At 54.4% G+C, this 26,330-nt stretch carries 20 protein-coding genes, 1 tRNA gene and 3 rRNA genes; 15 read left to right on the top strand and 9 right to left on the bottom strand.

Annotated features, from left to right (window positions below; genetic code table 11):
• Positions 1 to 28: 28 nt before the first annotated feature.
• The 3 genes from mnmG to asnC all read right to left on the bottom strand — a co-directional run bounded on the left by mnmG (position 29) and on the right by asnC (position 3,291).
• A complete protein-coding gene (gene mnmG, locus AC4OVU_RS22225) occupies positions 29 to 1,918 on the bottom strand; it encodes a tRNA uridine-5-carboxymethylaminomethyl(34) synthesis enzyme MnmG (RefSeq protein ID WP_003862379.1) in 1,890 nt (629 codons plus the stop codon).
• Positions 1,919 to 2,292: 374 nt separating this feature from the next.
• On the bottom strand, positions 2,293 to 2,742 hold the full coding sequence (mioC, locus tag AC4OVU_RS22220) for an FMN-binding protein MioC (RefSeq protein ID WP_003862381.1): 450 nt from the start codon (positions 2,740 to 2,742) through the stop codon (positions 2,293 to 2,295).
• Positions 2,743 to 2,832: 90 nt separating this feature from the next.
• Positions 2,833 to 3,291, bottom strand: a complete 459-nt coding sequence (gene asnC / locus AC4OVU_RS22215; protein WP_003862383.1) for a transcriptional regulator AsnC — start codon at positions 3,289 to 3,291, stop codon at positions 2,833 to 2,835.
• Between the two features lie 151 nt (positions 3,292 to 3,442).
• On the opposite strand from asnC, the gene asnA reads away from it, so the two are divergent.
• Entirely contained in the window at positions 3,443 to 4,435 is a 993-nt protein-coding gene (gene asnA, locus AC4OVU_RS22210) for an aspartate--ammonia ligase (protein WP_003862385.1), read from the top strand.
• Here the strand turns inward: asnA and viaA are convergent, their stop codons facing one another.
• Together viaA and ravA are read right to left on the bottom strand one after the other, a co-directional pair.
• A complete protein-coding gene (viaA, locus tag AC4OVU_RS22205) occupies positions 4,436 to 5,887 on the bottom strand; it encodes an ATPase RavA stimulator ViaA (RefSeq protein ID WP_491928784.1) in 1,452 nt (483 codons plus the stop codon).
• Positions 5,881 to 7,377 (bottom strand): ATPase RavA, encoded by a 1,497-nt coding sequence (ravA, locus tag AC4OVU_RS22200; protein ID WP_003862389.1) that lies wholly within the window; start codon positions 7,375 to 7,377, stop codon positions 5,881 to 5,883. Before ravA ends, viaA begins: the two co-directional genes overlap by 7 nt.
• 222 nt (positions 7,378 to 7,599) lie before the next feature.
• Between ravA and kup the strand changes: the two genes are divergently transcribed.
• The 7 genes from kup to rbsR all read left to right on the top strand — a co-directional run bounded on the left by kup (position 7,600) and on the right by rbsR (position 15,537).
• The gene (gene kup / locus AC4OVU_RS22195; protein ID WP_006808744.1) at positions 7,600 to 9,468 is read left to right on the top strand and encodes a low affinity potassium transporter Kup; all 1,869 of its coding nucleotides are present in this window, start codon (positions 7,600 to 7,602) and stop codon (positions 9,466 to 9,468) included.
• 214 nt (positions 9,469 to 9,682) lie between these two features.
• Positions 9,683 to 10,102, top strand: a complete 420-nt coding sequence (gene rbsD / locus AC4OVU_RS22190) for a D-ribose pyranase (RefSeq protein ID WP_045906982.1) — start codon at positions 9,683 to 9,685, stop codon at positions 10,100 to 10,102.
• Positions 10,103 to 10,109: 7 nt separating this feature from the next.
• Entirely contained in the window at positions 10,110 to 11,615 is a 1,506-nt protein-coding gene (gene rbsA / locus AC4OVU_RS22185; protein WP_058700879.1) for a ribose ABC transporter ATP-binding protein RbsA, read from the top strand.
• 4 nt (positions 11,616 to 11,619) lie between these two features.
• Complete coding sequence (gene rbsC / locus AC4OVU_RS22180) at positions 11,620 to 12,585, top strand: ribose ABC transporter permease (RefSeq protein ID WP_003862395.1); 966 nt, start codon at positions 11,620 to 11,622, stop codon at positions 12,583 to 12,585.
• 27 nt (positions 12,586 to 12,612) lie between these two features.
• Complete coding sequence (gene rbsB / locus AC4OVU_RS22175) at positions 12,613 to 13,503, top strand: ribose ABC transporter substrate-binding protein RbsB (protein ID WP_003862397.1); 891 nt, start codon at positions 12,613 to 12,615, stop codon at positions 13,501 to 13,503.
• 108 nt (positions 13,504 to 13,611) lie between these two features.
• The gene (gene rbsK, locus AC4OVU_RS22170) at positions 13,612 to 14,541 is read left to right on the top strand and encodes a ribokinase (protein WP_015570155.1); all 930 of its coding nucleotides are present in this window, start codon (positions 13,612 to 13,614) and stop codon (positions 14,539 to 14,541) included.
• Positions 14,542 to 14,544: 3 nt separating this feature from the next.
• Complete coding sequence (gene rbsR / locus AC4OVU_RS22165; RefSeq protein ID WP_003862402.1) at positions 14,545 to 15,537, top strand: ribose operon transcriptional repressor RbsR; 993 nt, start codon at positions 14,545 to 14,547, stop codon at positions 15,535 to 15,537.
• Here rbsR and mdtD read toward each other — a convergent pair.
• Both mdtD and AC4OVU_RS22155 read right to left on the bottom strand, forming a co-directional pair.
• Positions 15,503 to 16,936 (bottom strand): multidrug transporter subunit MdtD, encoded by a 1,434-nt coding sequence (mdtD, locus tag AC4OVU_RS22160; protein WP_003862403.1) that lies wholly within the window; start codon positions 16,934 to 16,936, stop codon positions 15,503 to 15,505. The genes rbsR and mdtD overlap by 35 nt on opposite strands.
• A complete protein-coding gene (locus AC4OVU_RS22155) occupies positions 16,933 to 17,640 on the bottom strand; it encodes a FadR/GntR family transcriptional regulator (protein ID WP_110292658.1) in 708 nt (235 codons plus the stop codon). Before AC4OVU_RS22155 ends, mdtD begins: the two co-directional genes overlap by 4 nt.
• 455 nt (positions 17,641 to 18,095) lie before the next feature.
• Between AC4OVU_RS22155 and AC4OVU_RS22150 the strand changes: the two genes are divergently transcribed.
• The 4 genes from AC4OVU_RS22150 (at position 18,096) to rrf (ending at position 23,073) form a co-directional block, all read left to right on the top strand.
• Positions 18,096 to 19,637, top strand: a 16S ribosomal RNA gene (locus tag AC4OVU_RS22150).
• Between the two features lie 84 nt (positions 19,638 to 19,721).
• A tRNA-Glu gene (locus AC4OVU_RS22145) sits at positions 19,722 to 19,797 on the top strand.
• A 183-nt stretch (positions 19,798 to 19,980) separates the two neighbouring features.
• A 23S ribosomal RNA gene (locus tag AC4OVU_RS22140) occupies positions 19,981 to 22,885 on the top strand.
• A 72-nt stretch (positions 22,886 to 22,957) separates the two neighbouring features.
• A 5S ribosomal RNA gene (gene rrf, locus AC4OVU_RS22135) occupies positions 22,958 to 23,073 on the top strand.
• The 16S, 23S and 5S rRNA genes sit together here with 1 tRNA gene alongside, the layout of an rRNA operon.
• 99 nt (positions 23,074 to 23,172) lie before the next feature.
• On the opposite strand, the gene mobB is transcribed toward rrf, so the two are convergent.
• Both mobB and mobA read right to left on the bottom strand, forming a co-directional pair.
• Positions 23,173 to 23,676 (bottom strand): molybdopterin-guanine dinucleotide biosynthesis protein MobB, encoded by a 504-nt coding sequence (gene mobB, locus AC4OVU_RS22130; RefSeq protein ID WP_017694039.1) that lies wholly within the window; start codon positions 23,674 to 23,676, stop codon positions 23,173 to 23,175.
• Positions 23,673 to 24,257 (bottom strand): molybdenum cofactor guanylyltransferase MobA, encoded by a 585-nt coding sequence (mobA, locus tag AC4OVU_RS22125; RefSeq protein WP_017694040.1) that lies wholly within the window; start codon positions 24,255 to 24,257, stop codon positions 23,673 to 23,675. The genes mobB and mobA overlap by 4 nt, the downstream gene beginning before the upstream one ends.
• Positions 24,258 to 24,325: 68 nt before the next feature.
• Here mobA and AC4OVU_RS22120 point away from each other — a divergent pair, with 68 nt between their 5' ends.
• The 3 genes from AC4OVU_RS22120 to dsbA all read left to right on the top strand — a co-directional run bounded on the left by AC4OVU_RS22120 (position 24,326) and on the right by dsbA (position 26,308).
• Positions 24,326 to 24,595 carry a YihD family protein gene (locus tag AC4OVU_RS22120; RefSeq protein ID WP_003861904.1) on the top strand — a complete coding sequence of 90 codons (270 nt, stop codon included), beginning with the start codon at positions 24,326 to 24,328 and terminating at the stop codon, positions 24,593 to 24,595.
• A gap of 75 nt (positions 24,596 to 24,670) precedes the next feature.
• Complete coding sequence (locus AC4OVU_RS22115; protein WP_491928783.1) at positions 24,671 to 25,657, top strand: serine/threonine protein kinase; 987 nt, start codon at positions 24,671 to 24,673, stop codon at positions 25,655 to 25,657.
• Between the two features lie 27 nt (positions 25,658 to 25,684).
• Positions 25,685 to 26,308: a thiol:disulfide interchange protein DsbA gene (dsbA, locus tag AC4OVU_RS22110; protein WP_015569896.1), complete on the top strand. Its 624-nt coding sequence runs from the start codon at positions 25,685 to 25,687 to the stop codon at positions 26,306 to 26,308.
• The last annotated feature ends 22 nt before the right edge of the window (positions 26,309 to 26,330 follow it).

Genomic DNA, 26,330 nt, shown 5'->3' with positions numbered 1-26,330 from the left:
TAAGCGCCACCGGGCAATTTTCAGAGCATTACGCGCTGCGGCGCAGCATACCCTGCTTTTTCAGCCACACCAGCAGAATCGAAATCGCGGCAGGTGTGACGCCGGAGATACGTGAGGCCTGGCCAATCGACACAGGTTTGTGATCGTTCAGCTTAGCGATCACTTCGTTGGAAAGGCCCGTCACCTGACGATAGTCCAGCATTTCCGGCAGCAGCGTGTTTTCGTTGCGCTGCTGTTTTTCGATCTCATCCTGCTGACGCGCGATGTAGCCTTCGTATTTCACCTGGATTTCGACCTGCTCGGCCGCTTCCGCGTCTTCAAGGCCCGGCGCGAACGCGGTCAGTTTGACCAGATTCTCGTAGGTGACTTCAGGACGGCGCAGCAGATCTTCCCCGCTGGCTTCGCGCGACAGCGGTGCTGTTAAGTGAGCGTTTACTTCGGCAGCGGTTTCCGCCTGCGGATTCACCCAGGTGGTTTTCAGGCGCTGACGTTCCTGTTCGATACGCTCCAGCTTCTCGTTGAAGCGCGCCCAGCGTTCGTCATCCACCAGACCCAATTCACGGCCCACCTCAGTCAGACGCAGATCGGCATTGTCTTCGCGCAGCATCAGGCGATATTCCGCACGAGAAGTAAACATGCGGTACGGTTCTTTGGTCCCCAGCGTGCAGAGATCGTCGACCAGAACGCCCAGGTAAGCCTGAGAACGCGCCGGTGCCCAGCCCTCTTTCTCGGCAGAGAAGCGAGCGGCGTTCAGACCGGCCAGCAACCCTTGTGCGGCAGCTTCTTCGTACCCGGTGGTACCGTTAATCTGGCCTGCGAAGAACAGACCCTGGATGAATTTGCTTTCCAGCGTCGGCTTCAGGTCGCGCGGATCGAAGAAATCGTACTCAATAGCGTAGCCAGGACGAACGATCTTCGCGTTTTCCATGCCCTGCATTGAACGCACAATCTGCATCTGCACGTCGAACGGCAGGCTGGTGGAGATGCCGTTTGGATAAATTTCGTTAGAGGTCAGCCCTTCAGGTTCGAGGAAGATCTGGTGCTGGTTACGATCGGCAAATCGCATCACCTTGTCTTCGATCGACGGGCAATAACGTGGGCCGATCCCTTCGATCACACCGGCGTACATTGGGCTGCGATCGAGGTTATTGCGGATCACGTCATGGGTTTTTTCATTGGTGTGCGTGATGTAGCACGGCACCTGCTGCGGATGCTGAGCCGCATTGCCCATGAACGAGAACACCGGCATCGGGTTATCGCCGTGCTGCTGTGCGAGCACGCTGAAATCAATGGTGCGCGCATCAATACGCGGCGGCGTACCGGTTTTCAGGCGGCTTACGCGCAGCGGCAGTTCACGCAGACGACGAGATAACGGAATCGACGGCGGATCGCCAGCACGGCCACCGCTGTAGTTGTCCAGACCAATATGGATTTTACCGTCCAGGAATGTCCCGACCGTCAGCACAACCGCTTTTGCGCGGAACTTAAGACCCATCTGGGTCACGGCGCCAACAACACGATCGTTCTCCACGATAAGATCTTCTACCGCCTGCTGGAAGATCATCAGGTTCGGTTGGTTTTCCAGCGCGGTGCGCACAGCCTGACGGTAAAGCACGCGGTCTGCCTGTGCACGGGTGGCGCGAACAGCCGGACCTTTACTCGCGTTTAGTATCCTAAACTGAATGCCCGCATGATCGATCGCTTTCGCCATCAGGCCGCCAAGTGCATCCACTTCTTTTACCAGGTGTCCTTTCCCAATGCCGCCAATCGCCGGATTACAGGACATTTGTCCCAGCGTGTCGATATTGTGTGTCAAAAGCAGGGTCTGCTGACCCATTCGCGCTGCGGCCATTGCGGCCTCAGTGCCTGCGTGACCCCCGCCAATGATGATGACGTCAAAAGGATCCTGATAAAACATGGTGGTCTGCCTCGCGTAAAGCGGTATGAAAATGGATTGAAGCCCGGGCCGTGGATTCTACTCAACTTTAGTCTTTCGAGAAAGCATTGGGATCCTGGGCTATTAAAAAGAAGATCTTTTTATTTAGAGATCTGTTCTATTGTGATCTCTTATTAGGATCGCAGACCTCTGTGGATAAGTCCGATCCCATAAATAAGATCATGCAGTTAGGAAGGATCGTTTGCTGTGAATGATCGGTGATCCTGGACCGTATAAGCTGGGATCAGATCGCCACTTTATACACAGGTCAAAAACTAAACCAACGTTGTTCTTTGGATAACTACGGCTTAATACGAGCTTTTAACCAGAGTTATCCACATCTGATCGCACGATCTTTAATCGTTTTTGAGTAAATTTTTCCATTCCGCGAGCCAGATCTCGGCTGGATCTTCGGGAATATCATGATCGAGGATGTTGATCTTTAGCGTTTCACCCAGCTGTTTTGCTCCGCAGGCGGTCACCGCAGCTTCTACTTTCTCTATGGCGCCACAGAAAGTGTCATATTCACGGCTGCCGATCCCCACAGCGCCAAACCGGACGTTTGACAGATCGGGCTGTTGTTCCAGCAGTTCGTCATATAAAGGTTGCAGGTTATCCGGCAGATCGCCCGCGCCGTGCGTGGAGGTGATCAGCAGCCAGACCCCGTCAGTCGGGAGATCTTCCAGCAGCGGTCCGTGCAGCGTTTGTGTAGAAAAGCCCGCATCTTCCAGCTTCTCAGCCAGATGTTCCGCTACATATTCCGCACCGCCCAGGGTGCTGCCGCTGATAAGAGTAATGTCCGCCATTGATCGCTCGCTCAGATAAAGAGGCGGCCATTGTACGCTGTGAACGAGCTGGGATCTACCTGTGGAAAATGTGGGAATGAAATTGCCCGATCACGGGCGGATAGTACGCATGATCGGGTTTTGCAGGGAGATCAGGGTTTCAGTGGACTGAATTTCATCGATTGTTTGGATCTTGTTGATAAGTACCTGCTGGAGGGCGTCAATGGATCGGCACATCACCTTTATAAAGATGCTGTAGTGCCCGGTGGTGTAGTACGCCTCGGTGACTTCATCCAGCGCGTTCAGTTTCTCCAGCGCGGAGGGGTAATCTTTGGCGCTTTTCAGAATAATGCCGATGAAGCAGCAGACGTCGTAGCCAAGTTGCTTCGGGCTGACATCAATGCGTGCGCCGGTGATGATCCCGGCCTGCTTCATTTTCTCGACGCGAACGTGAATGGTCCCCGGGCTGACGCCAAATTGTTTCGCCAGTTCGGCATACGCGGTGCGTGCGTTGGCCATTAGCGCTTCCAGAATGCCGCGGTCCAGATTGTCGATCTGATAATTTTCCATAGGTTTTTCTTATGAAGATTAATGATTCCCTCTATTCTAGCGTCTTATTTTAACGAATCAAAAGTGAAGGCGGCTTTTTATTGATGGGTTATTGAATTAAGCGCCTGTTCTGTTGCTTAATCAGTATCAACAGGACGCAGGAGTATAAATAATGAAAACCGCTTACATCGCAAAACAACGCCAGATCAGTTTCGTAAAATCCCATTTTTCCCGCCAGCTGGAAGAGAAGCTTGGCCTTATTGAAGTTCAGGCGCCGATTCTGAGCCGCGTGGGTGACGGGACGCAGGATAACTTGTCTGGTTGCGAAAAAGCGGTACAGGTAAAAGTGAAAACACTGCCAGACGCCCAGTTCGAAGTGGTTCATTCCCTGGCGAAGTGGAAGCGTCAAACCCTGGGACAACACGACTTCAGCGCGGGCGAAGGGCTTTACACGCACATGAAAGCCCTTCGCCCCGATGAAGACCGCCTTTCCCCGATTCACTCTGTCTACGTTGACCAGTGGGACTGGGAGCGCGTAATGGGAGATGGCGAGCGTCACGTCGGTACGCTGAAATCCACTGTTGAGGCGATCTACGCCGGGATCAAAGCAACCGAAGCGGCCGTGAGCAAAGAGTTTGGTCTGGCACCGTTCCTGCCGGAAACGATCCACTTTGTTCACAGTCAGGAATTGCTGAGCCGTTTCCCGGATCTGGATGCCAAAGGCCGTGAACGCGCGATCGCCAAAGAGCTGGGCGCGGTATTCCTTATCGGCATTGGCGGGAAATTGTCTGATGGTAAACGTCACGACGTCCGTGCGCCGGATTACGATGACTGGAGCACCGTGGGCGAAAGCGAATATGCCGGTCTGAACGGCGATATTCTGGTCTGGAACCCGGTTCTGGAAGATGCGTTTGAACTCTCTTCGATGGGGATCCGCGTGGATGCTGAAGCACTGAAGCGTCAGCTGGCCGTGACCGGTGATGAAGATCGTCTGCAACTGGAGTGGCACCAGGCACTGCTGCGCGGTGAAATGCCGCAGACCATCGGCGGTGGTATTGGCCAGTCTCGTCTGACCATGCTGCTGCTGCAACTCTCTCACATTGGTCAGGTACAGTGTGGGGTCTGGCCGCAGCAGGTACGTGAGAGCGTCGGTTCTCTTCTTTAATTAACGTCGCCAGCGTCTGAGCAGGCGGCTACGCAACCCGGTATCAAAGCGCCAGATATGATCGAAGATGCGCATGATGCCGGGTTTTCCATGTGCAGACATCGCCACGGCATGGAAACGGTGCTGGTGCACGCGCTGCATCTCCTTCACTTTATTCACGACGTCGTCCGGCAGCCGCTGGGCAATAAAATCGGAAATCACCACCGCATCCGCGTCGTACCAGTCTCCGCCCTGCATGCGCTCAATGATGCTGCGAAAACAGCTGGCCAGATCGGTGCCGCCGCGAAAGCGCTGGCTTAAAAAGCGGATCGCCTGCTCCAGCCCCTGTGGGCTGGTCAGTTCATACCCCACCACTTCGCTGGAAAATAACATGATGTAGCAGCGACGACGATCGGCGAGCGCCACGCGCATCAGGGCCAGGCAGAACGCTTTTGCGCACTGTTCATTAAAGCCCCCCATCGATCCGGACGTATCGACGCAAACAATAAATGGGCCGCGCGGTTGCTCATCAAAATCCTGGTGCACTACCGGACGCTGGCTGATCTTCTCGCGCCAGGCTTCGCCATGCAGTCGATAGGTAATGAGCTGTTTTTCCACCAGCCGACGATAAAACTCATACTCCAGTTCGGTCATTCCCAGCGTGCTGAGTTCCGTGGGCAGCAGGCGCAGGATGTCATCGCTTTGCTGTAGCCCGTCCACCTGCTCCGGTACGGTGGAGGGTTCGCGTACCAGCGTACGGAAGGTCTCCATCGGCGCATCTTTCTTTGGGACCGACCGGGCCTCCCGGGAGCGGCCGAGCTGTTCTGCAAGCTTCATCAGCTCCGGCTGTTGCGCCAGAAAGTCGCCGTACTTCACGATCAGCTGATAATCGCCCCGCTTTAACTGGCCGGCACTCATATCCCAGAGTCGACCGGCGGCGTTTTCATTCTCCACCAGCACCTGTTCTAAATGGCCGCTCAGGGTCATTCGCTCCTGGACTTCACTGAGCAACTGTTCGCGCTCTTCGTCCAGCAACTGCTGATTAAGGGCCGTGGCCTGGACCACAAGGCTCAGACGCCAGCGCTGTAAAAACAGCGTATGCAGGGCGGGAGTAAAGCTGGGGTTGTCAGTGACCAGCGCTCTGGCCTGGCTGGCAAACGGGGAGTGAACGTTATCAAGCAGCGTCAGGGTTTGCTGTAGCTGGGCAATAAACTGCGGTGTTGAAAGCCGCTGGCACTGCTGGTAACCAGCCACTTCCTCTGTCAGTTCCGGCGGGACTTCCGTCTCCTTAAACCGCTGTCGCAGGTTATCGCGCCAGCGGGGCAGATCGTCCGTCATTGCTTTTCGGAGCTTCGGGAATTTTTCAAAGAAGGCCGCCAGCTGCGGTGAAGCGAGCAGGGTAATGACGACCTCTTCGATCAACCCTTCTTCGCTAACCGCCAGCATGACGTTAAGCGTGTCCAGCGTTAGCATTGACGCGCCTGTTTGATCTGCGCGCTGACATCCTGCAAGCTGGCTTCAATGCGACCTAACCAGTCGCTATGGATAAAGAGGCATTTCTGCTGCTCGCTGAAGCGCGTGTGCTGCTGATGCCATTCGTTATCCAGCGCGTCGAGCTGCTGTTTGATCTCCTCCGGAACAGTATCGGAGGCCGTGCCCGGCAGCGCCAGGCGCGATCCCTGAAGGCTGACGTCGCGGATCACAAGGTGCTGGCTGCTGTCGACTTCCATCGACAGCGGCTGTGCAAAGCCGATACCGTTGAGTTTACCGCGGATCTCACCGCCTTTATCCAGCCACTGAACCAGCGCAACGCGTTCGATCGTCACGTGCACAACCTGCATATCATGAAGCTTCAGCGGTTGCTGAAGAAGAAGCGTGAGCGAGGCGTCAGTCAGCCCGGCGGGCAGTTCATAGTGCGGTTTACGGGCAAACATCCCGCCAAGACGGTTCACCTTCAGCGCGGTTTTGTCACTTTGCTGCTGCTGGAGCTGAAGGCGACGTTGGGCAATCGCGCCTAGTTGATTAAGCATCGACTGTTGACCCCACGCGTGTCCGGTCATCAAAACGTCCAGCTGCTGTTGCATCAGATTCATCCCTTCTGCGTCGTGCCACAGGCAGTCTTTCAGCAGGATCAGATCGATTGGGGCGACAGCATCGCGGCCGCTAAACAGCGCGCTTGCCTGGAGCAGGCGAATGGCTTTTTTCCAGCGACGATCGGAGACGTACGGCGCGGAAGGCAGCAAATCAAGCTGCTGGCGCAGCATAAAGATCAGCTCAAAAACGGGATCGGGCAGTTTTATCTTGCCGATCTCCTCCTGCCACTGGTGGTATTCCTCGTCCGTGACCTGCAATGACGCTGCCACCGGGTTTTCGTTTTCATCCTGCTGGCTTACCAGCATGGAACGGAAGTTTGATTTATCCTGGACTTTATCCAGCCACAGGCGGATCAGCATACGGTCATACAGCGCTTCCAGGCTGCTGTCGGCTTCGGGCAATTCGTTAGACGCGGCCACCAGCAGGCGCATGGGGATCTTCTCTTCGCTGGCGCCGTTGCGGAAGCGGCGTTCGTTAATTGCCGTCAGCAGGGTATTCAGAATGGCCGGGCCGGCTTTCCAGATCTCATCAAGAAAGACGATTTCCGCTTCCGGAAGATAGCCCGCCGTCAGACGTTCATAGCGTCCCTCATCTTTTAACGCCTGAATGGAGAGTGGGCCGAAAACTTCTTCCGGCGTGGAGAAGCGCGTCATCAAATACTCGAATGCGCGCGCGTTCTGGAAAGCGAATTTGAGGCGGCGTGCGATCAGACTTTTGGCAATGCCCGGCGGGCCCAGCAGAAATACGCTTTCCCCACTCAGCGCCGCCAGTAAACAGAGGCGAATGGCGTGGCTACGCTCGTAAAGGCCTTTCTCCAGCGCACTGCTGAGGCGGGAAATTCTTTCTGCTAATAAATGTGAGTGAGCCATAATAGTTTTGCATCCTTTCGCCGTCGTGGCGGCTAATTGAAGCGAGTATAGACGTTTCGGTCTGGCCTGGTAATAGGCTGAAGTGCGGCGCTATTTTCTTTGCGCTACATTAATGCGGCTGCATTTAGGGGTACGATTTTGCATTGAATCGTGCATACTGTGCGCTTTTTGTGGGCCAAGGGACTAAGCACACATTTGTTATTCAAACGAAAAGACTAGTCTATGAGCACTGATAATAAGCAATCATTACCCGCAGTAACGCTTGCGGCGATCGGGGTTGTCTACGGTGATATCGGCACCAGCCCGCTTTATACGCTTCGTGAATGTCTGTCCGGTCAGTTTGGTTTTGGTGTAGAGCGTGACGCCGTATTTGGTTTCCTCTCGCTCATCTTCTGGCTGCTGATCCTGGTGGTCTCCCTTAAGTATCTCTCTTTCGTAATGCGGGCTGATAACGCGGGCGAGGGCGGTATTCTGACCCTGATGTCCCTTGCCGGGCGCAATACGTCCGCAAGAATGACCTCCGTGCTGGTCATCATCGGCCTGATTGGCGGCAGCTTCTTCTATGGAGAAGTCGTGATTACGCCGGCGATTTCTGTAATGTCGGCCATAGAGGGGCTGGAGATTGTCGCGCCACAGCTTGATACGTGGGTGGTGCCACTCGCTATTATCGTGCTGACGTTGCTGTTTGCCATACAAAAACACGGTACCGGGCTGGTGGGTAAGCTGTTCGCGCCTATTATGCTGGCCTGGTTCCTGATCCTGGCGGCGCTGGGCTTACGCAGTATTATCGCCAACCCGGATGTCCTGCACGCGCTGAACCCAATGTGGGCGGTGCATTTCTTCCTTGAATATAAAGTGGTGTCGTTTGTGGCGCTGGGCGCGGTGGTGCTGTCCATTACCGGTGTTGAAGCGCTGTATGCGGATATGGGCCACTTCGGGAAACTCCCTATTCGCGTCGCCTGGTTTAGCGTGGTCTTGCCTTCACTGGTGCTGAATTACTTCGGTCAGGGCGCTCTGCTGCTTGCACACCCTGAAGCGATTAAAAACCCGTTCTTCCTGCTGGCGCCGGACTGGGCGCTGGTTCCGATGCTGATCCTGGCGACGCTGGCGACGGTCATTGCCTCTCAGGCTGTCATTTCCGGCGTATTCTCCCTGACGCGTCAGGCCGTGCGTCTGGGATATCTCTCCCCAATGCGCATTATCCATACCTCGGAGATGGAGTCTGGCCAGATCTACATTCCCTTCGTCAACTGGCTGCTCTATTTCGCGGTGGTGATTGTTATCGTCAGCTTTGAGCACTCCAGTAATCTGGCGGCGGCGTACGGTATCGCGGTAACCGGAACGATGGTGTTGACCTCTATTCTCTCCACCACCGTGGCGTACCGTAACTGGCACTGGAATAAGTTCCTCGTGGGGCTGATCCTGGTTGGCTTCCTCTGCATCGACGTGCCGCTGTTCTCTGCGAACCTCGACAAGATTGTCTCCGGCGGCTGGCTGCCGCTGACGCTGGGTCTGGTGATGTTTATTGTGATGACGACGTGGAAGAGCGAACGTTTCCGCCTGCTGCGTCGTATGCATGAGCACGGTAACTCTCTTGAGGCGATGATCGCCTCGCTGGAGAAATCCCCACCGGTGCGCGTGCCGGGCACAGCGGTGTATATGTCTCGCGCGCTGAACGTGATCCCGTTTGCGCTGATGCATAACCTCAAGCACAACAAAGTGCTGCACGAGCGCGTGATCCTGCTGACGCTGCGTACCGAAGATGCGCCGTACGTTCACAACGTGCGTCGCGTACAGATTGAACAGCTGTCGCCAACCTTCTGGCGCGTGGTGGCAAGCTACGGCTGGCGCGAAACGCCGAACGTGGAAGAGGTGTTCCACCGCTGCGGTCTGGAAGGCCTGAGTTGCCGCATGATGGAGACGTCGTTCTTTATGTCCCATGAGTCGCTGATCATCGGCAAGCGCCCATGGTATCTGCGCCTGCGCGGCAAGCTGTATCTCATTCTGCAACGTAACGCCCTGCGTGCGCCTGACCAGTTTGAGATCCCGCCTAACCGCGTGATTGAGCTGGGGACGCAGGTCGAGATTTAACCCTTCTGAATATGCCGGGTGGCGCTGCGCTTACCCGGCCTACCAGACCCGTAGGCCCGCGCAAGCGTAGCGCCGCCGGGCAATTTTCCTCTATTGCATTTCACTTAGCGAAACGTTTCGACGTTGATCACAAATCCGTTACGTCATGATGGTTTTCTGAACACTTCTGCGGCTACACTGTTTTTAGCGAAACGTTTCGCTAGTGGAGCAAAAAATGAAGAAAGGCACAGTACTCAACTCAGAAATCTCATCGGTGATTTCCCGTCTTGGGCATACCGATACGCTGGTGGTTTGCGATGCAGGCTTACCGGTTCCGCGCAGCACAACCCGTATCGATATGGCGTTAACGCAGGGCGTACCCTCGTTCATGCAGGTACTGGAAGTGGTCACCGCGGAGATGCAGGTTGAGGCGGCCATTCTCGCGGCGGAAATCGAACAACATAATCCGCAACTCCACGAAACGTTGCTCAGCCACATTGAGCAACTGCAACAGCACCAGGGAAACACCATAGAAATTCGTTACACAACGCACGAGCAGTTCAAACAACAAACCGCAGACAGTCAGGCGGTGATTCGCAGCGGGGAGTGCTCCCCGTATGCGAATATCATTCTCTGTGCTGGCGTCACCTTCTGAGGCCATCATGGACGCATTACTGCAACTCAAAGGGATCGATAAGTCGTTCCCGGGCGTAAAAGCCCTCTCCGGTGCGGCGCTGAACGTCTATTCCGGGCGCGTCATGGCGCTGGTGGGCGAAAACGGCGCCGGCAAATCCACCATGATGAAAGTGCTGACCGGTATCTACCAACGCGATGCCGGTTCGCTGCTGTGGCTGGGTAAAGAGACCACCTTTAACGGCCCGAAATCCTCTCAGGAAGCGGGCATCGGCATCATCCACCAGGAGTTGAACCTGATCCCGCAGCTCACCATTGCGGAGAACATCTTCCTCGGCCGTGAGTTCGTGAACCGGTTTGGCAAAATCGACTGGAAAACCATGTATGCCGAAGCGGACAAACTGCTGGCGAAGCTGAATCTGCGCTTTAAGAGCGACCGACTGGTGGGCGACCTTTCCATCGGCGATCAGCAGATGGTGGAAATCGCGAAGGTGCTGAGCTTCGAGTCGAAGGTCATCATTATGGATGAACCGACCGACGCCCTGACCGATACCGAAACCGAATCCCTGTTCCGCGTGATCCGTGAGCTGAAATCCCAGGGCCGCGGCATTGTCTATATCTCACACCGCATGAAAGAGATCTTCGAGATCTGCGACGACGTCACCGTCTTTCGCGACGGGCAGTTTATTGCCGAGCGCGAAGTGGCAACCCTGACCGAAGATACCCTGATTGAAATGATGGTGGGACGTAAGCTCGAAGATCAGTATCCGCATCTGGAGAAAGCGCCGGGAGAAATCCGCCTGAAGGTGGATAACCTCTGCGGGCCGGGTGTGAATGACGTCTCCTTTACTCTGCGCAAGGGCGAGATCCTTGGCGTCGCGGGCCTGATGGGCGCGGGGCGAACCGAACTGATGAAAGTGCTCTATGGCGCACTGCCGCGCACCAGCGGCTACGTTAACCTTGACGGCCATGAGGTGGTCACCCGCTCGCCGCAGGATGGCCTGGCGAACGGCATTGTCTATATTTCCGAAGACCGTAAGCGCGACGGCTTAGTGCTGGGCATGTCGGTGAAAGAGAACATGTCCCTGACGGCGCTAGGCTATTTCAGCCGAAGCGGCGGCAGCCTGAAACACAAAGATGAGCAGCAGGCGGTCAGCGATTTTATCCGTCTCTTTAACGTTAAAACCCCATCGATGGAGCAGGCGATTGGCCTGTTGTCCGGCGGGAATCAGCAGAAAGTGGCGATTGCCCGCGGGCTGATGACGCGCCCAAAAGTGTTGATCCTTGATGAACCTACCCGCGGCGTGGACGTGGGCGCGAAGAAAGAGATATATCAGCTGATTAACCAGTTCAAGGCCGACGGTCTGAGCATCATTCTGGTCTCTTCCGAGATGCCAGAGGTATTAGGCATGAGCGATCGCATTATCGTCATGCATGAAGGGCATCTCGGCGGTGAATTCACTCGCGAGCAGGCCACCCAGGAAGTTCTGATGGCTGCCGCTGTGGGCAAGCTTAATCGCGTGAATCAGGAGTAAGAAGATGACTACCCAGGCTGTTTCTGGTCGCCGCTATTTCACAAAGGCATGGCTGATGGAACAAAAATCGCTGATTGCCCTGCTGGTGCTGATCGCGATTGTCTCGACCATGAGCCCGAACTTTTTTACCGTCAATAACCTGTTCAACATTCTTCAGCAGACCTCCGTCAACGCCATTATGGCGGTGGGGATGACGCTGGTGATTTTGACCTCGGGTATCGATCTGTCCGTCGGTTCCCTGCTGGCCCTCACCGGCGCGATCGCCGCGTCGATTGTTGGTATTGAGGTCAACGCGCTGGTGGCCGTTGCCGCTGCCCTGGCGGCAGGTGCGGCAATTGGCGCCGTAACCGGCGTGATTGTGGCGAAAGGTCGCGTTCAGGCGTTCATCGCCACGCTGGTGATGATGCTGCTGCTGCGCGGTGTGACCATGGTGTACACCAACGGCAGCCCGATTAATACCGGTTTTACCGATAACGCCGATCTGTTTGGCTGGTTCGGTATCGGTCGCCCGCTGGGTGTCCCGACCCCGGTCTGGATCATGGCTATCGTCTTCCTGGCGGCATGGTACATGCTGCACCATACCCGTCTGGGTCGTTATATCTATGCGCTGGGCGGTAACGAAGCGGCAACGCGCCTGTCCGGTATCAGCGTTAATAAAGTCAAAATTATCGTTTACTCCCTGTGCGGCCTGCTGGCGTCTCTGGCGGGCATCATCGAAGTGGCGCGCCTCTCTTCCGCGCAGCCAACGGCGGGTACGGGCTATGAGCTGGATGCCATCGCGGCAGTGGTTCTGGGCGGTACGAGCCTTGCGGGTGGTAAAGGTCGCATTGTTGGGACATTGATCGGCGCACTGATCCTCGGTTTCCTGAATAATGGTTTGAATTTGTTAGGTGTTTCCTCCTATTACCAGATGATCGTTAAGGCAGTGGTGATTTTGCTGGCGGTACTGGTAGACAACAAAAAACAGTAACTGACGACACTACAGGACATCTTAGATATGAACATGAAAAAACTGGCTACCCTGGTTTCTGCTGTCGCGCTGAGCGCAACCGTAAGTGCTAACGCCATGGCGAAGGACACCATCGCGCTGGTTGTCTCTACCCTGAACAACCCGTTCTTCGTCTCTCTGAAGGATGGCGCGCAGAAAGAAGCAGATAAACTGGGCTACAACCTGGTGGTGCTGGATTCTCAGAACAACCCGGCGAAAGAGCTGGCTAACGTTCAGGACTTAACCGTTCGTGGTACCAAAATCCTGCTGATCAACCCAACCGATTCCGACGCGGTCGGTAACGCCGTGAAGATGGCAAACCAGGCGAAGATCCCGGTCATCACCCTTGACCGTCAGGCAACGAAAGGGGATGTGGTCAGCCACATTGCGTCTGATAACGTACTGGGCGGTAAAATCGCTGGCGACTACATCGCGAAGAAAGCAGGTGAAGGCGCGAAAGTGATCGAGTTGCAGGGGATCGCCGGGACTTCCGCGGCCCGTGAACGTGGTGAAGGTTTCCAGCAGGCTGTAGCGGCGCACAAATTCAACGTGCTGGCGAGCCAGCCGGCAGACTTCGACCGTACAAAGGGCCTGAACGTCATGCAGAACCTGCTGACCGCGCATCCTGATGTGCAGGCGGTATTCGCACAGAACGACGAAATGGCGCTCGGTGCGCTGCGTGCGCTCCAGACTGCGGGTAAATCAGATGTGATGGTTGTCGGATTTGACGGCACGCCGGATGGTGAAAAAGCAGTAAATGATGGCAAACTGGCTGCGACCATCGCTCAGCTGCCTGAGCAAATTGGCGCGACTGGCGTGCAAACTGCCGATAAAGTGCTGAAGGGCGAAAAAGTTCAGGCCAAATATCCTGTTGACCTGAAACTGGTCATTAAGCAGTAAAGGCGATTCAGGCAGTCGCTGGCTGCCTGAGGGACACCAAATAAAAGAAAAGTGTGGCATACGCCACCGGGTAATACCGGTGGCGCTCTCAGATGGACACCTCAATACATGAAAACCGCAGGCAACCTCGTCGTCCTTGGCAGTATCAATGCCGATCACATTCTTAACCTTGAAACGTTCCCCACTCCGGGCGAAACCGTCACTGGCAATCAGTATCAGGTGGCGTTCGGCGGTAAGGGCGCAAACCAGGCGGTTGCCGCCGGACGCAGCGGGGCGAATATCGCGTTTATCGCCTGTACGGGTGATGACGATACCGGCGAGCGCGTACGCAAACAGCTGGCAAGCGACAACATCGACATTGCACCCGTCAGCGTGGTTGCAGGGGAATCTACCGGCGTGGCGCTGATTTTCGTCAATGCGGAAGGTGAGAATGTCATCGGTATTCATGCAGGGGCTAATGCCGCGTTAACGACTGAACGCGTCGAAGCGCAGCGTGGAATCATCGCCGGAGCGGAAGCCCTGCTGATGCAGCTGGAGTCACCGGTTGAAAGCGTGCTGGCCGCCGCGAAAATTGCGCATGAAAATCATACGTCTGTCGTACTTAACCCTGCGCCTGCCCGTGTATTATCAGATGAGCTGCTGGCGCTGGTGGATATCATCACCCCGAACGAAACCGAAGCGGAAAAGCTGACGGGTATCCGTGTCGAAAATGATGACGATGCCGCGCGTGCCGCGCTTGCACTGCATGAAAAAGGCATCGGCACCGTAATCATCACCCTCGGCAGCCGTGGGGTGTGGGCTAGCGTCAATGGCGAAGGCCGTCGCGTACCGGGCTTTAAGGTCAAAGCCATTGATACCATCGCCGCAGGAGACACCTTCAACGGTGCGCTGGTAACGGCGCTGCTGGAAGGAAAAGCAATGGATGACGCGATCCGCTTCGCGCATGCCGCCGCTGCGATTGCGGTGACGCGTAAAGGCGCTCAGCCTTCTGTTCCATGGCGTAAAGAGATTGATGAATTCTTAAGTCAGCAGGGGTAACGCTTGGCCACAATGAAAGATGTCGCCCGTATGGCGGGCGTTTCTACCTCGACTGTCTCCCACGTAATCAATAACGATCGCTTCGTCAGCGAGGCGATTCGGGAGAAAGTTGACGCTGCAATTAAAGAACTCAACTATGCGCCGTCTGCGCTGGCCCGCAGCCTGAAGCTCAACCAGACGCGCACCATCGGCATGCTGATCACGGCCAGTACCAACCCTTTTTATTCTGAACTGGTGCGCGGCGTGGAGCGCAGCTGCTTCGAGCGCGGCTACAGCCTGGTGCTGTGCAATACCGAAGGCGATGAGCAGCGCATGAACCGTAACCTGGAAACGCTGATGCAAAAACGCGTCGACGGGCTGCTGCTGCTCTGTACCGAAACGCATCAACCTTCGAAAGAGATCATCCAGCGTTATCCTTCTATTCCCACGGTGATGATGGACTGGGCGCCGTTCGACGGCACCAGCGATCTGATCCAGGATAACTCGCTGCTGGGCGGCGATATGGCGACTCAGCATCTGATCGATAAAGGTCATACCCGCATTGCCTGTATTACCGGCCCGCTGGATAAAACCCCGGCGCGCCTGCGTCTGGAAGGCTATCTTTCGGCCATGGAACGGGCGGGGCTTGCCATTCCTGATGGCTATCGCATCACCGGCGATTTCGAATTTAACGGTGGATTTGAAGCAATGCAGAAACTGCTGGCGCAAGAGCCGCGTCCGCAGGCGGTGTTTATCGGTAACGATGCGATGGCATTCGGAGCATATCAGGCGCTGTATCAGGCGGGATTACGTGTTCCGGACGATATGGCGATCGTCGGTTACGATGATATCGAACTGGCGCGCTACATGACGCCCCCACTGACCACCATCCATCAGCCGAAGGATGAACTGGGCGAGCTGGCCATCGATGTGTTGATCCACCGCATGGCCCAGCCCACGCTGCAACAGCAACGTTTGCAGCTTACTCCTGTTCTGATGGAACGCGGTTCGGTTTAGCCTTCTCTTTGTGACGCTCTTTAATCAGGTTCCGGCCGTCTTTTGGTTTTAACAACATAAAGACCACCGCCGATACCACGGTAAGCGCGCCCATAGTGATAAAGGTATAGTGGAACTGCTCAACGGTATTTGTACCGTCAAACCCTTCATAAAACCGCAGTACCGCCGCGCTCACGGCAACCCCGAGGCTGATCGACAGCTGTTGAGTGACCGCCAGTACGCTGTTGCCGCTGCTGGCATTCTCGTCGGTGAGGTCCGCAAGGGTGATGGTGTTCATCGACGTAAACTGCGTCGACATGGCCATACCCAGCACAAACAGCGGCAGGATCAGCATCCAGATTGGTAACGCCGCAGATTGCAGGGAGAACTGCGCAATCATCAATCCGATAAAGATCGTCACGCCAACCAGCGTCTTACGATAGCCAAACCAGCGCAGCACCTGCGTGACCGTCGATTTTGCCAGAATCGAGCCCATCGCCGTGGGCGCCATCATGCAGCCAGCAATCAGGGCCGGATAGCCGAAACCGACCTGGAGCATCAGCGGCATCAGGAACGGTACGCAGCCCGTGCCCAGACGCGAGGCAATATTGCCCGCGATCCCGACGGAGAACGTTCGGGTGTTAAACAGAGATAAAGAGATAAGCGGTGTCGGATGGCGACGCGCATGACGTATATATAGAAGGAACAGCAGAATACCGCTGAGGATGACGGCCAGCGCCAGCCACGTCGCTACGATTTTCTCGCCAAACAGCTCCATCCCGCTGGAGAACAGGACCAGGCTCAGGCCAAACAGGAAGAAACCACCCATATCGAAGCTGCGTCTTGGCGTGGTGAAGTTCGGCATATATTTGCGGGCATAAATCAGCCCTGCCACACCAATCGGAATATTAATCAGGAAGATCCAGTGCCAGCTAGCCCAGGTCACCAGTACGCCGCCGAGAACCGGGCCAAGTATCGGGCCGACCAGGCCCGGCATAGTCACAAAGTTGAGCACCGGGAGCAGTTCGCTGCGCGGATAGGCGCGTAATAACGCCAGACGCGCGACGGGCATCATCATCGCGCCGCCTATCCCCTGTAGAACGCGGAAGATAACCAGTTCCGTCAGAGAGGTGGAGAGGGCGCAAGCCAGAGAACCGAGCGTGAACAGCGTCACCGCCAGCATGAACACTTTGCGTGTGCCGAAACGATCGGCCAGCCAGCCGCTGACCGGAATAAGCATCGCCACTGTCAGGGTGTAGCTGATGATGGCGGATTGCATCGCCAGCGGGGAGCGGTTAAGGCTTTGGGCTATGGCGGGAAGGGCGGTATTGAGGATAGTGGCATCCAGTGCCTGCATAAAGAACGCCATGGCTGCAATCCACGGCAGTCCGGCCATACTGCGTGCTTTTTTCTCTGTCATTTATTTATCTGCTGGTGGGTTGGCGCGGCCAGCAACGCCTGGCACGCACTCAGGGCTCGCTGCCCGTCGCTCTCCTGAATGGCATCGACTATCGCCTGATGCAGATCCAGCTTCACCACCTCATCCTGCGTGATAGAGGTAAAGTAAGTGTGGTACACAGAATGGAATAAAGAAGCAAAGGAGGTCAGGAAAGGATTTCCGCTCATATTATAGATATGTTCATGCCAGGCCATATCGACCGCTATCCAGCGCTCGCGGTTAAAGTGCTTTTTCAGATCCACCATCTCTTCCATCAAAGTATTGAGCTGCGCTTTTTGCTCGGCTGTGCCGAGCGTGGCGGCAAGCAGGCAGGCCTGAGGCTCAAGACTGCTGCGCATGACCAGAAAGTGATCGACGACCTGATTAAAGTTATCTTCGGTCATCCACCAGGTGAGTAACTCCTGATCGAGAAAGTTCCAGTTTCCCTGAGGCATAACGCGGGTGCCAATGCGCGGGCGTGGAAGCACCATCCCTTTCGCCGTTAATGTTTTTACCGCTTCGCGAACGGCGGTACGGCTAACGCCAAACTGATCTCCCAGCTCCATCTCGCTTGGCAGGATGCTACCTGGAGCATATTTACCCGCTAAGATCAGCTGCGCCAGTTTCTCTGCCAGCACATAGGACAGGTTTTTTTGAGCTGCCAGCTGTTGTGCGCTTAATGGCATCGCTTTTATTCCTTAAATATTGATGCGGTTAATTATGCCATCTCAGGTGTGATTGTGGTTGCAGATACATCAAATAGAACAATTTGTAGCTTGAACTCATCGCTTTTGGTGAAAAAAAACACGGTCAGAAACTTTTTTTAAATTTCCTCTTGTCACTTCAGAAGAACTCCCTATAATGCGCCTCCACTGACACGGAACAACGGCACGCAAGCCGCCGGGTCAGCAGAGAAAAGCAAAACAAACGCTTGACTCTGAAGCGGGAAAGCGTAATATGCACACCCCGCGCCGCAGCGAAAACGAAGCGGCACTGCTCTTTAACAATTTATCAGACAATCTGTGTGGGCACTCAAAGTGACATGGATTCTTAATGTCCTCGGACACTAAATGAATACCAAGTCTCAACGAGTGAACACGTAATTCATTACGAAGTTTAATTCATTGAGCATCAAACTTTTAAATTGAAGAGTTTGATCATGGCTCAGATTGAACGCTGGCGGCAGGCCTAACACATGCAAGTCGAACGGTAACAGGAAGCAGCTTGCTGCTTCGCTGACGAGTGGCGGACGGGTGAGTAATGTCTGGGAAACTGCCTGATGGAGGGGGATAACTACTGGAAACGGTAGCTAATACCGCATAACGTCGCAAGACCAAAGAGGGGGACCTTCGGGCCTCTTGCCATCGGATGTGCCCAGATGGGATTAGCTAGTAGGTGGGGTAACGGCTCACCTAGGCGACGATCCCTAGCTGGTCTGAGAGGATGACCAGCCACACTGGAACTGAGACACGGTCCAGACTCCTACGGGAGGCAGCAGTGGGGAATATTGCACAATGGGCGCAAGCCTGATGCAGCCATGCCGCGTGTATGAAGAAGGCCTTCGGGTTGTAAAGTACTTTCAGCGGGGAGGAAGGCGATAAGGTTAATAACCTTGTCGATTGACGTTACCCGCAGAAGAAGCACCGGCTAACTCCGTGCCAGCAGCCGCGGTAATACGGAGGGTGCAAGCGTTAATCGGAATTACTGGGCGTAAAGCGCACGCAGGCGGTCTGTCAAGTCGGATGTGAAATCCCCGGGCTCAACCTGGGAACTGCATTCGAAACTGGCAGGCTAGAGTCTTGTAGAGGGGGGTAGAATTCCAGGTGTAGCGGTGAAATGCGTAGAGATCTGGAGGAATACCGGTGGCGAAGGCGGCCCCCTGGACAAAGACTGACGCTCAGGTGCGAAAGCGTGGGGAGCAAACAGGATTAGATACCCTGGTAGTCCACGCCGTAAACGATGTCGACTTGGAGGTTGTGCCCTTGAGGCGTGGCTTCCGGAGCTAACGCGTTAAGTCGACCGCCTGGGGAGTACGGCCGCAAGGTTAAAACTCAAATGAATTGACGGGGGCCCGCACAAGCGGTGGAGCATGTGGTTTAATTCGATGCAACGCGAAGAACCTTACCTACTCTTGACATCCAGAGAACTTTCCAGAGATGGATTGGTGCCTTCGGGAACTCTGAGACAGGTGCTGCATGGCTGTCGTCAGCTCGTGTTGTGAAATGTTGGGTTAAGTCCCGCAACGAGCGCAACCCTTATCCTTTGTTGCCAGCGGTTAGGCCGGGAACTCAAAGGAGACTGCCAGTGATAAACTGGAGGAAGGTGGGGATGACGTCAAGTCATCATGGCCCTTACGAGTAGGGCTACACACGTGCTACAATGGCGCATACAAAGAGAAGCGACCTCGCGAGAGCAAGCGGACCTCATAAAGTGCGTCGTAGTCCGGATTGGAGTCTGCAACTCGACTCCATGAAGTCGGAATCGCTAGTAATCGTGGATCAGAATGCCACGGTGAATACGTTCCCGGGCCTTGTACACACCGCCCGTCACACCATGGGAGTGGGTTGCAAAAGAAGTAGGTAGCTTAACCTTCGGGAGGGCGCTTACCACTTTGTGATTCATGACTGGGGTGAAGTCGTAACAAGGTAACCGTAGGGGAACCTGCGGTTGGATCACCTCCTTACCTTAAAGAACCTGCCTTTGTAGTGTCCACACAGATTGTCTGATGAAAAGTAAATAGCAAGGCGTCTTGCGATTGAGACTGTACGTCCCCTTCGTCTAGAGGCCCAGGACACCGCCCTTTCACGGCGGTAACAGGGGTTCGAATCCCCTAGGGGACGCCACTTGCTGGTTCGTGAGTGAAAGTCACCTGCCGTCATATCTCAAAACTGACTTGCGAGTCATGTTTGAGATATTTGCTCTTTAAAAATCTGGATCAAGCTGAAAATTGAAACGACACACAGCTCATGTGTGTTCGAGTCTCTCAAATTTTCGCAATCAGAAGATGAAACATCTTCGGGTTGTGAGGTTAAGCGACTAAGCGTACACGGTGGATGCCCTGGCAGTCAGAGGCGATGAAGGACGTGCTAATCTGCGAAAAGCGCCGGCGAGGTGATATGAACCTTTGACCCGGCGATGTCCGAATGGGGAAACCCAGTGCAATCCGTTGCACTATCGTTAACTGAATACATAGGTTAACGAGGCGAACCGGGGGAACTGAAACATCTAAGTACCCCGAGGAAAAGAAATCAACCGAGATTCCCCCAGTAGCGGCGAGCGAACGGGGAGCAGCCCGGAGTCTGAATCAGCTTGTGTGTTAGTGGAACGGTCTGGAAAGTCCGACGGTACAGGGTGATAGTCCCGTACACGAAAATGCACATGCTGTGAACTCGAAGAGTAGGGCGGGACACGTGGTATCCTGTCTGAATATGGGGGGACCATCCTCCAAGGCTAAATACTCCTGACTGACCGATAGTGAACCAGTACCGTGAGGGAAAGGCGAAAAGAACCCCGGCGAGGGGAGTGAAAAAGAACCTGAAACCGTGTACGTACAAGCAGTGGGAGCCTCTTTATGGGGTGACTGCGTACCTTTTGTATAATGGGTCAGCGACTTATATTCTGTAGCAAGGTTAACCGTATAGGGGAGCCGAAGGGAAACCGAGTCTTAACTGGGCGTTAAGTTGCAGGGTATAGACCCGAAACCCGGTGATCTAGCCATGGGCAGGTTGAAGGTTGGGTAACACTAACTGGAGGACCGAACCGACTAATGTTGAAAAATTAGCGGATGACCTGTGGCTGGGGGTGAAAGGCCAATCAAACCGGGAGATAGCTGGTTCTCCCCGAAAGCTATTTAGGTAGCGCCTCGTGAACTCATCTTCGGGGGTAGAGCACTGTTTCGGCTAGGGGGCCATCCCGGCTTACCAACCCGATGCAAACTACGAATACCGAAGAATGTTATCACGGGAGACACACGGCGGGTGCTAACGTCCGTCGTGAAGAGGGAAACAACCCAGACCGCCAGCTAAGGTCCCAAAGTCATGGTTAAGTGGGAAACGATGTGGGAAGGCACAGACAGCCAGGATGTTGGCTTAGAAGCAGCCATCATTTAAAGAAAGCGTAATAGCTCACTGGTCGAGTCGGCCTGCGCGGAAGATGTAACGGGGCTAAACCATGCACCGAAGCTGCGGCAGCGACACTATGTGTTGTTGGGTAGGGGAGCGTTCTGTAAGCCGTTGAAGGTGTGCTGTGAGGCATGCTGGAGGTATCAGAAGTGCGAATGCTGACATAAGTAACGATAAAGCGGGTGAAAAGCCCGCTCGCCGGAAGACCAAGGGTTCCTGTCCAACGTTAATCGGGGCAGGGTGAGTCGACCCCTAAGGCGAGGCCGAAAGGCGTAGTCGATGGGAAACAGGTTAATATTCCTGTACTTGGTGTTACTGCGAAGGGGGGACGGAGAAGGCTATGTCAGCCGGGCGACGGTTGTCCCGGTTTAAGCATGTAGGCGGAGGTTCCAGGTAAATCCGGTACCTTATTAACGCTGAGGTGTGATGACGAGGCACTACGGTGCTGAAGTGATAAATGCCCTGCTTCCAGGAAAAGCCTCTAAGCATCAGGTAACACGAAATCGTACCCCAAACCGACACAGGTGGTCAGGTAGAGAATACCAAGGCGCTTGAGAGAACTCGGGTGAAGGAACTAGGCAAAATGGTGCCGTAACTTCGGGAGAAGGCACGCTGATGTGTAGGTGAAGCCCCTGCGGGTGGAGCTGAAATCAGTCGAAGATACCAGCTGGCTGCAACTGTTTATTAAAAACACAGCACTGTGCAAACACGAAAGTGGACGTATACGGTGTGACGCCTGCCCGGTGCCGGAAGGTTAATTGATGGGGTTAGCGGCAACGCGAAGCTCTTGATCGAAGCCCCGGTAAACGGCGGCCGTAACTATAACGGTCCTAAGGTAGCGAAATTCCTTGTCGGGTAAGTTCCGACCTGCACGAATGGCGTAATGATGGCCAGGCTGTCTCCACCCGAGACTCAGTGAAATTGAACTCGCTGTGAAGATGCAGTGTACCCGCGGCAAGACGGAAAGACCCCGTGAACCTTTACTATAGCTTGACACTGAACACTGGTCCTTGATGTGTAGGATAGGTGGGAGGCTTTGAAGCGTGGACGCCAGTCTGCGTGGAGCCAACCTTGAAATACCACCCTTTAATGGCTGGTGTTCTAACGTAGACCCGTAATCCGGGTTGCGGACAGTGTCTGGTGGGTAGTTTGACTGGGGCGGTCTCCTCCCAAAGAGTAACGGAGGAGCACGAAGGTTGGCTAATCCTGGTCGGACATCAGGAGGTTAGTGCAATGGCATAAGCCAGCTTGACTGCGAGCGTGACGGCGCGAGCAGGTGCGAAAGCAGGTCATAGTGATCCGGTGGTTCTGAATGGAAGGGCCATCGCTCAACGGATAAAAGGTACTCCGGGGATAACAGGCTGATACCGCCCAAGAGTTCATATCGACGGCGGTGTTTGGCACCTCGATGTCGGCTCATCACATCCTGGGGCTGAAGTAGGTCCCAAGGGTATGGCTGTTCGCCATTTAAAGTGGTACGCGAGCTGGGTTTAGAACGTCGTGAGACAGTTCGGTCCCTATCTGCCGTGGGCGCTGGAGAATTGAGGGGGGCTGCTCCTAGTACGAGAGGACCGGAGTGGACGCATCACTGGTGTTCGGGTTGTCATGCCAATGGCACTGCCCGGTAGCTAAATGCGGAAGAGATAAGTGCTGAAAGCATCTAAGCACGAAACTTGCCCCGAGATGAGTTCTCCCTGAGACCTTGAGTCTCCTGAAGGAACGTTAAAGACGATGACGTTGATAGGTCGGGTGTGTAAGCGCAGCGATGCGTTGAGCTAACCGATACTAATGAACCGTGAGGCTTAACCTTACAACGCCGAAGGTGTTTTGGCGAAGAGACAGACAATCAAATTTCAGCTTTGATACAGATTAACAGAATTTGCCTGGCGGCTTTAGCGCGGTGGTCCCACCTGACCCCATGCCGAACTCAGAAGTGAAACGCCGTAGCGCCGATGGTAGTGTGGGGTCTCCCCATGTGAGAGTAGGGAACTGCCAGGCATCAAACAAGTGAAGAGGCCATCCGGAAGGATGGCCTTTTTGCGTTTGTACGTCGAAAAACGGCAGGCCGGGCAAGGCGAAGCCGCCACCCGGCAGATCTCAGACTGCACACCACGCCAAAATAAACGCTGCAATCCCCTCCACATTATTCAAATCCAGAACCGGTACTTCCAGCGACAACGCAACGTCACTGGCCACGGCAATCACATGCTCATCCAGCATTAGTTCGCTAACATCATGCCCGGCGCCGTTTCTGAACAGCAAGATCTTAGGCACGGCCTCATGCTTAAACCCCTCAACCAGCACCAGATCCAGCGTGGAGTGATCCATCCGGCTGACAAGATAAGCGAGATCCAGCGGTGCTTCATCCGGTGTTTCTGTCATTAACGCCCAGCGCTGGTTACTCGCCACCATCGTTTGTGCAGCGCCAGCCTTACGCAGCTCATAGCTATCTTTCCCCGGCTTATCGACATCCATGTTATGGTGCGTATGCTTAATCAATCCGGGACGAATGCCTTTGGCGCAAAGTGCAGGTATTAGTTTTTTTAGCAGCGTAGTCTTCCCGGTGCCACTCCAGGCAGAGATCGCTAATACGGGGATCATTTCTTCTCCTGCATTATCTGCAAATCTTCCGTCGTGTTTACATTCACAAACGCCGATTTCATGTCGCTGAAATCAACGGAATGCCCTCCGGACTGACGCATAAATACCATAACGCGTCGCTCTCCTGCGGCCAGGTAATCTTCCAGCGCTGATATTAACGAGCGATTAATCAATGCGATCGTTGGATGGTCGCGTTCACCGTCGTGTACCCAGACGACGGGAGCACCACCGCGCCGCTGCACCAGACGTTCAACCAGGCAGGACGGGATGAAGGGCGTATCACATGAACAAAAGAGAAACCACTCTCCATGCGACTGCTGCATAACGGAAAGCATTCCCGCCAGCGGACCGGGGTAGTCCACCAGGTTATCCTGATAAACCGGATACCCGCTGCGCTGATAAATATCAACATGTCGGTTAGCGCTGATCGCCATCGAGGACACCTGATCTGCAAGCGTATCAGCAACATGCTGCCATAATGGTGTGTTATTCAGGAGCTGAAGCCCCTTATCCTTTCCGCCCATACGCGTTGCCCTGCCCCCGGCCAGAACAACTCCGATGATTTCCTGGCATTGATTCACGAATATCGCCTCTTTTATTGTGGGATTGACCCTGCTAACGTGTCTCTCTAAATGAAAGGAGCACTACCATGAAATGTAAACGTCTTAATGAAGTCATTGAGCTTCTCCAGCCGGCCTGGCAAAAAGAGCCAGAGCTGAATCTGATGCAATTTTTACAGAAACTGGCGAAAGAGTCAGGTTTTGATGGCGAACTGGCAGACCTTTCTGACGACATCCTGATCTACCACCTGAAAATGCGTGACTCGGCTAAAGATGCTGTTATTCCTGGCATTCAGAAAGATTATGAAGAGGATTTTAAAACCGCATTACTGCGTGCCCGAGGCGTAATTAAAGAGTAAAAGCTTGTAAGCGGAGCCACCGAAATCGCCACAAGATGATATCCTGAATCATTCGTATAATTTCCGGATGATCGGATGAACGACCAGGCTTTTACTTTCCAGACACTACACCCGGATACCATTATGGATGCGCTGTTCGAGCAGGGTATTCGGGTGGATTCCGGGTTAACCCCTTTAAACAGCTACGAAAACCGTGTCTACCAATTTCAGGACGAAGAGCGCCAGCGCTTTGTCGTAAAGTTTTACCGTCCACAGCGCTGGTCCGCAGAACAAATTCAGGAAGAGCATCAGTTTGCCCACGATCTGCTGGATGATGATGTTCCCGTTGCGGCACCGCTCAAATTCAATAACCAAACGCTGCTGACCCATCAGGGCTTTTACTACGCGGTATTTCCGAGCCTGGGCGGAAGACAGTTTGAGGCGGATAATATCGATCAGATGGAATGGGTTGCCCGCTATCTGGGGCGCATTCATCAGACGGGACGTAAAAAACCGTTTGTTGCCCGTCCGACGATTGGTGTTCAGGAATATCTTATTGAGCCGCGACAGGTATTCGAAACATCGGCGCTGATCCCGAATGCCCTAAAGGATAATTTCCTCACGGCGACCGATAAGCTTATTGATGCTGTAAAAGCCTGCTGGCGGGATGATATTACTACTCTGCGCCTGCACGTTGACTGCCACGCCGGGAATATTCTCTGGCGTGAAGGGCCGCTATTTGTCGATCTTGATGACGCACGTATGGGACCCGCGGTGCAGGATCTGTGGATGCTGCTCAACGGTGATAAAGCCGAGCAGCGCATGCAGCTTGAGACCATAATTGAAGCTTATGAAGAATTTAGCCCCTTTAATTCAGACGAAATTGCCTTGATAGAACCTTTACGTGCGATGCGATTTGTTTATTATCTCGCGTGGTTAATCAGGCGTTGGGAAGACCCGGCTTTTCCCCGAAATTTCCCCTGGCTTACCGGGGAGGATTACTGGCGCAACCAGATATCCACATTTACCGCGCAGGTTAAGGTTCTACAGGAACCCCCTTTGCAATTAACGCCGATGTATTAATTGGACACACCCAGGAGAGAGTTAATCATGAAAAAAATTTGGCTGGCGCTGGCTGGTATGATTCTGGCATTTAGCGCAACTGCTGCGCAGTTTACCGACGGCAAGCAGTACATTACGCTGGACAAGCCTGTTGCTGGCGAGCCTCAGGTGTTGGAGTTCTTCTCCTTCTACTGCCCGCACTGCTACGAGTTTGAGCAGGTACTTCATGTTTCTGACAACGTGAAGAAAAAGCTGCCGGAAGGCACCAAAATGACGAAATACCACGTTGAGTTCCTTGGTCCACTCGGTAAAGATCTGACTCAGGCATGGGCGGTCGCGATTGCGCTGGGTGTGGAAGATAAGATCACCGCGCCTCTGTTTGAAGCCGTACAGAAAACCCAGACCGTACAAACTACGGCAGATATCCGTAAAGTGTTCGTGGATGCCGGTGTTAAAGGTGAAGACTACGACGCTGCCTGGAACAGTTTCGTGGTGAAATCTCTCGTGGCACAGCAGGAAAAAGCTGCCGCTGACTTCCAGTTGCAGGGCGTGCCGGCGATGTATGTTAACGGCAAATACCAGGTGAATATGCGTGGTATGGACACGACCAGCATGGATATCTTCGTACAACAGTACGCTGATACCGTGAAATACCTGGTTGAGAAAAAGTAACAAACATAAAGAAAAACGCCGG

The organism is Enterobacter sp. 6722112, assembly GCF_058661685.1.
Note: the sequence above shows the minus strand (reverse complement) of the source record. Positions and strands in the feature narration are given on the sequence as shown.

Bases quoted from the DNA above. Each gene is read 5' to 3' on its own strand.
- ravA (WP_003862389.1), bottom strand. From the start codon at position 7,377: ATGGCTCACTCACATTTATTAGCAGAAAGAATTTCCCGCCTCAGCAGT.
- asnC (WP_003862383.1), bottom strand. From the start codon at position 3,291: ATGGAAAATTATCAGATCGACAATCTGGACCGCGGCATTCTGGAAGCG.
- dsbA (WP_015569896.1), top strand. From the start codon at position 25,685: ATGAAAAAAATTTGGCTGGCGCTGGCTGGTATGATTCTGGCATTTAGC.
- kup (WP_006808744.1), top strand. From the start codon at position 7,600: ATGAGCACTGATAATAAGCAATCATTACCCGCAGTAACGCTTGCGGCG.
- mnmG (WP_003862379.1), bottom strand. From the start codon at position 1,918: ATGTTTTATCAGGATCCTTTTGACGTCATCATCATTGGCGGGGGTCAC.
- viaA (WP_491928784.1), bottom strand. From the start codon at position 5,887: ATGCTAACGCTGGACACGCTTAACGTCATGCTGGCGGTTAGCGAAGAA.
- rbsD (WP_045906982.1), top strand. From the start codon at position 9,683: ATGAAGAAAGGCACAGTACTCAACTCAGAAATCTCATCGGTGATTTCC.
- mobB (WP_017694039.1), bottom strand. From the start codon at position 23,676: ATGATCCCCGTATTAGCGATCTCTGCCTGGAGTGGCACCGGGAAGACT.
- rbsC (WP_003862395.1), top strand. From the start codon at position 11,620: ATGACTACCCAGGCTGTTTCTGGTCGCCGCTATTTCACAAAGGCATGG.
- mdtD (WP_003862403.1), bottom strand. From the start codon at position 16,936: ATGACAGAGAAAAAAGCACGCAGTATGGCCGGACTGCCGTGGATTGCA.
- AC4OVU_RS22155 (WP_110292658.1), bottom strand. From the start codon at position 17,640: ATGCCATTAAGCGCACAACAGCTGGCAGCTCAAAAAAACCTGTCCTAT.
- rbsA (WP_058700879.1), top strand. From the start codon at position 10,110: ATGGACGCATTACTGCAACTCAAAGGGATCGATAAGTCGTTCCCGGGC.
- rbsB (WP_003862397.1), top strand. From the start codon at position 12,613: ATGAACATGAAAAAACTGGCTACCCTGGTTTCTGCTGTCGCGCTGAGC.
- rbsK (WP_015570155.1), top strand. From the start codon at position 13,612: ATGAAAACCGCAGGCAACCTCGTCGTCCTTGGCAGTATCAATGCCGAT.
- asnA (WP_003862385.1), top strand. From the start codon at position 3,443: ATGAAAACCGCTTACATCGCAAAACAACGCCAGATCAGTTTCGTAAAA.
- mioC (WP_003862381.1), bottom strand. From the start codon at position 2,742: ATGGCGGACATTACTCTTATCAGCGGCAGCACCCTGGGCGGTGCGGAA.
- AC4OVU_RS22120 (WP_003861904.1), top strand. From the start codon at position 24,326: ATGAAATGTAAACGTCTTAATGAAGTCATTGAGCTTCTCCAGCCGGCC.
- AC4OVU_RS22115 (WP_491928783.1), top strand. From the start codon at position 24,671: ATGAACGACCAGGCTTTTACTTTCCAGACACTACACCCGGATACCATT.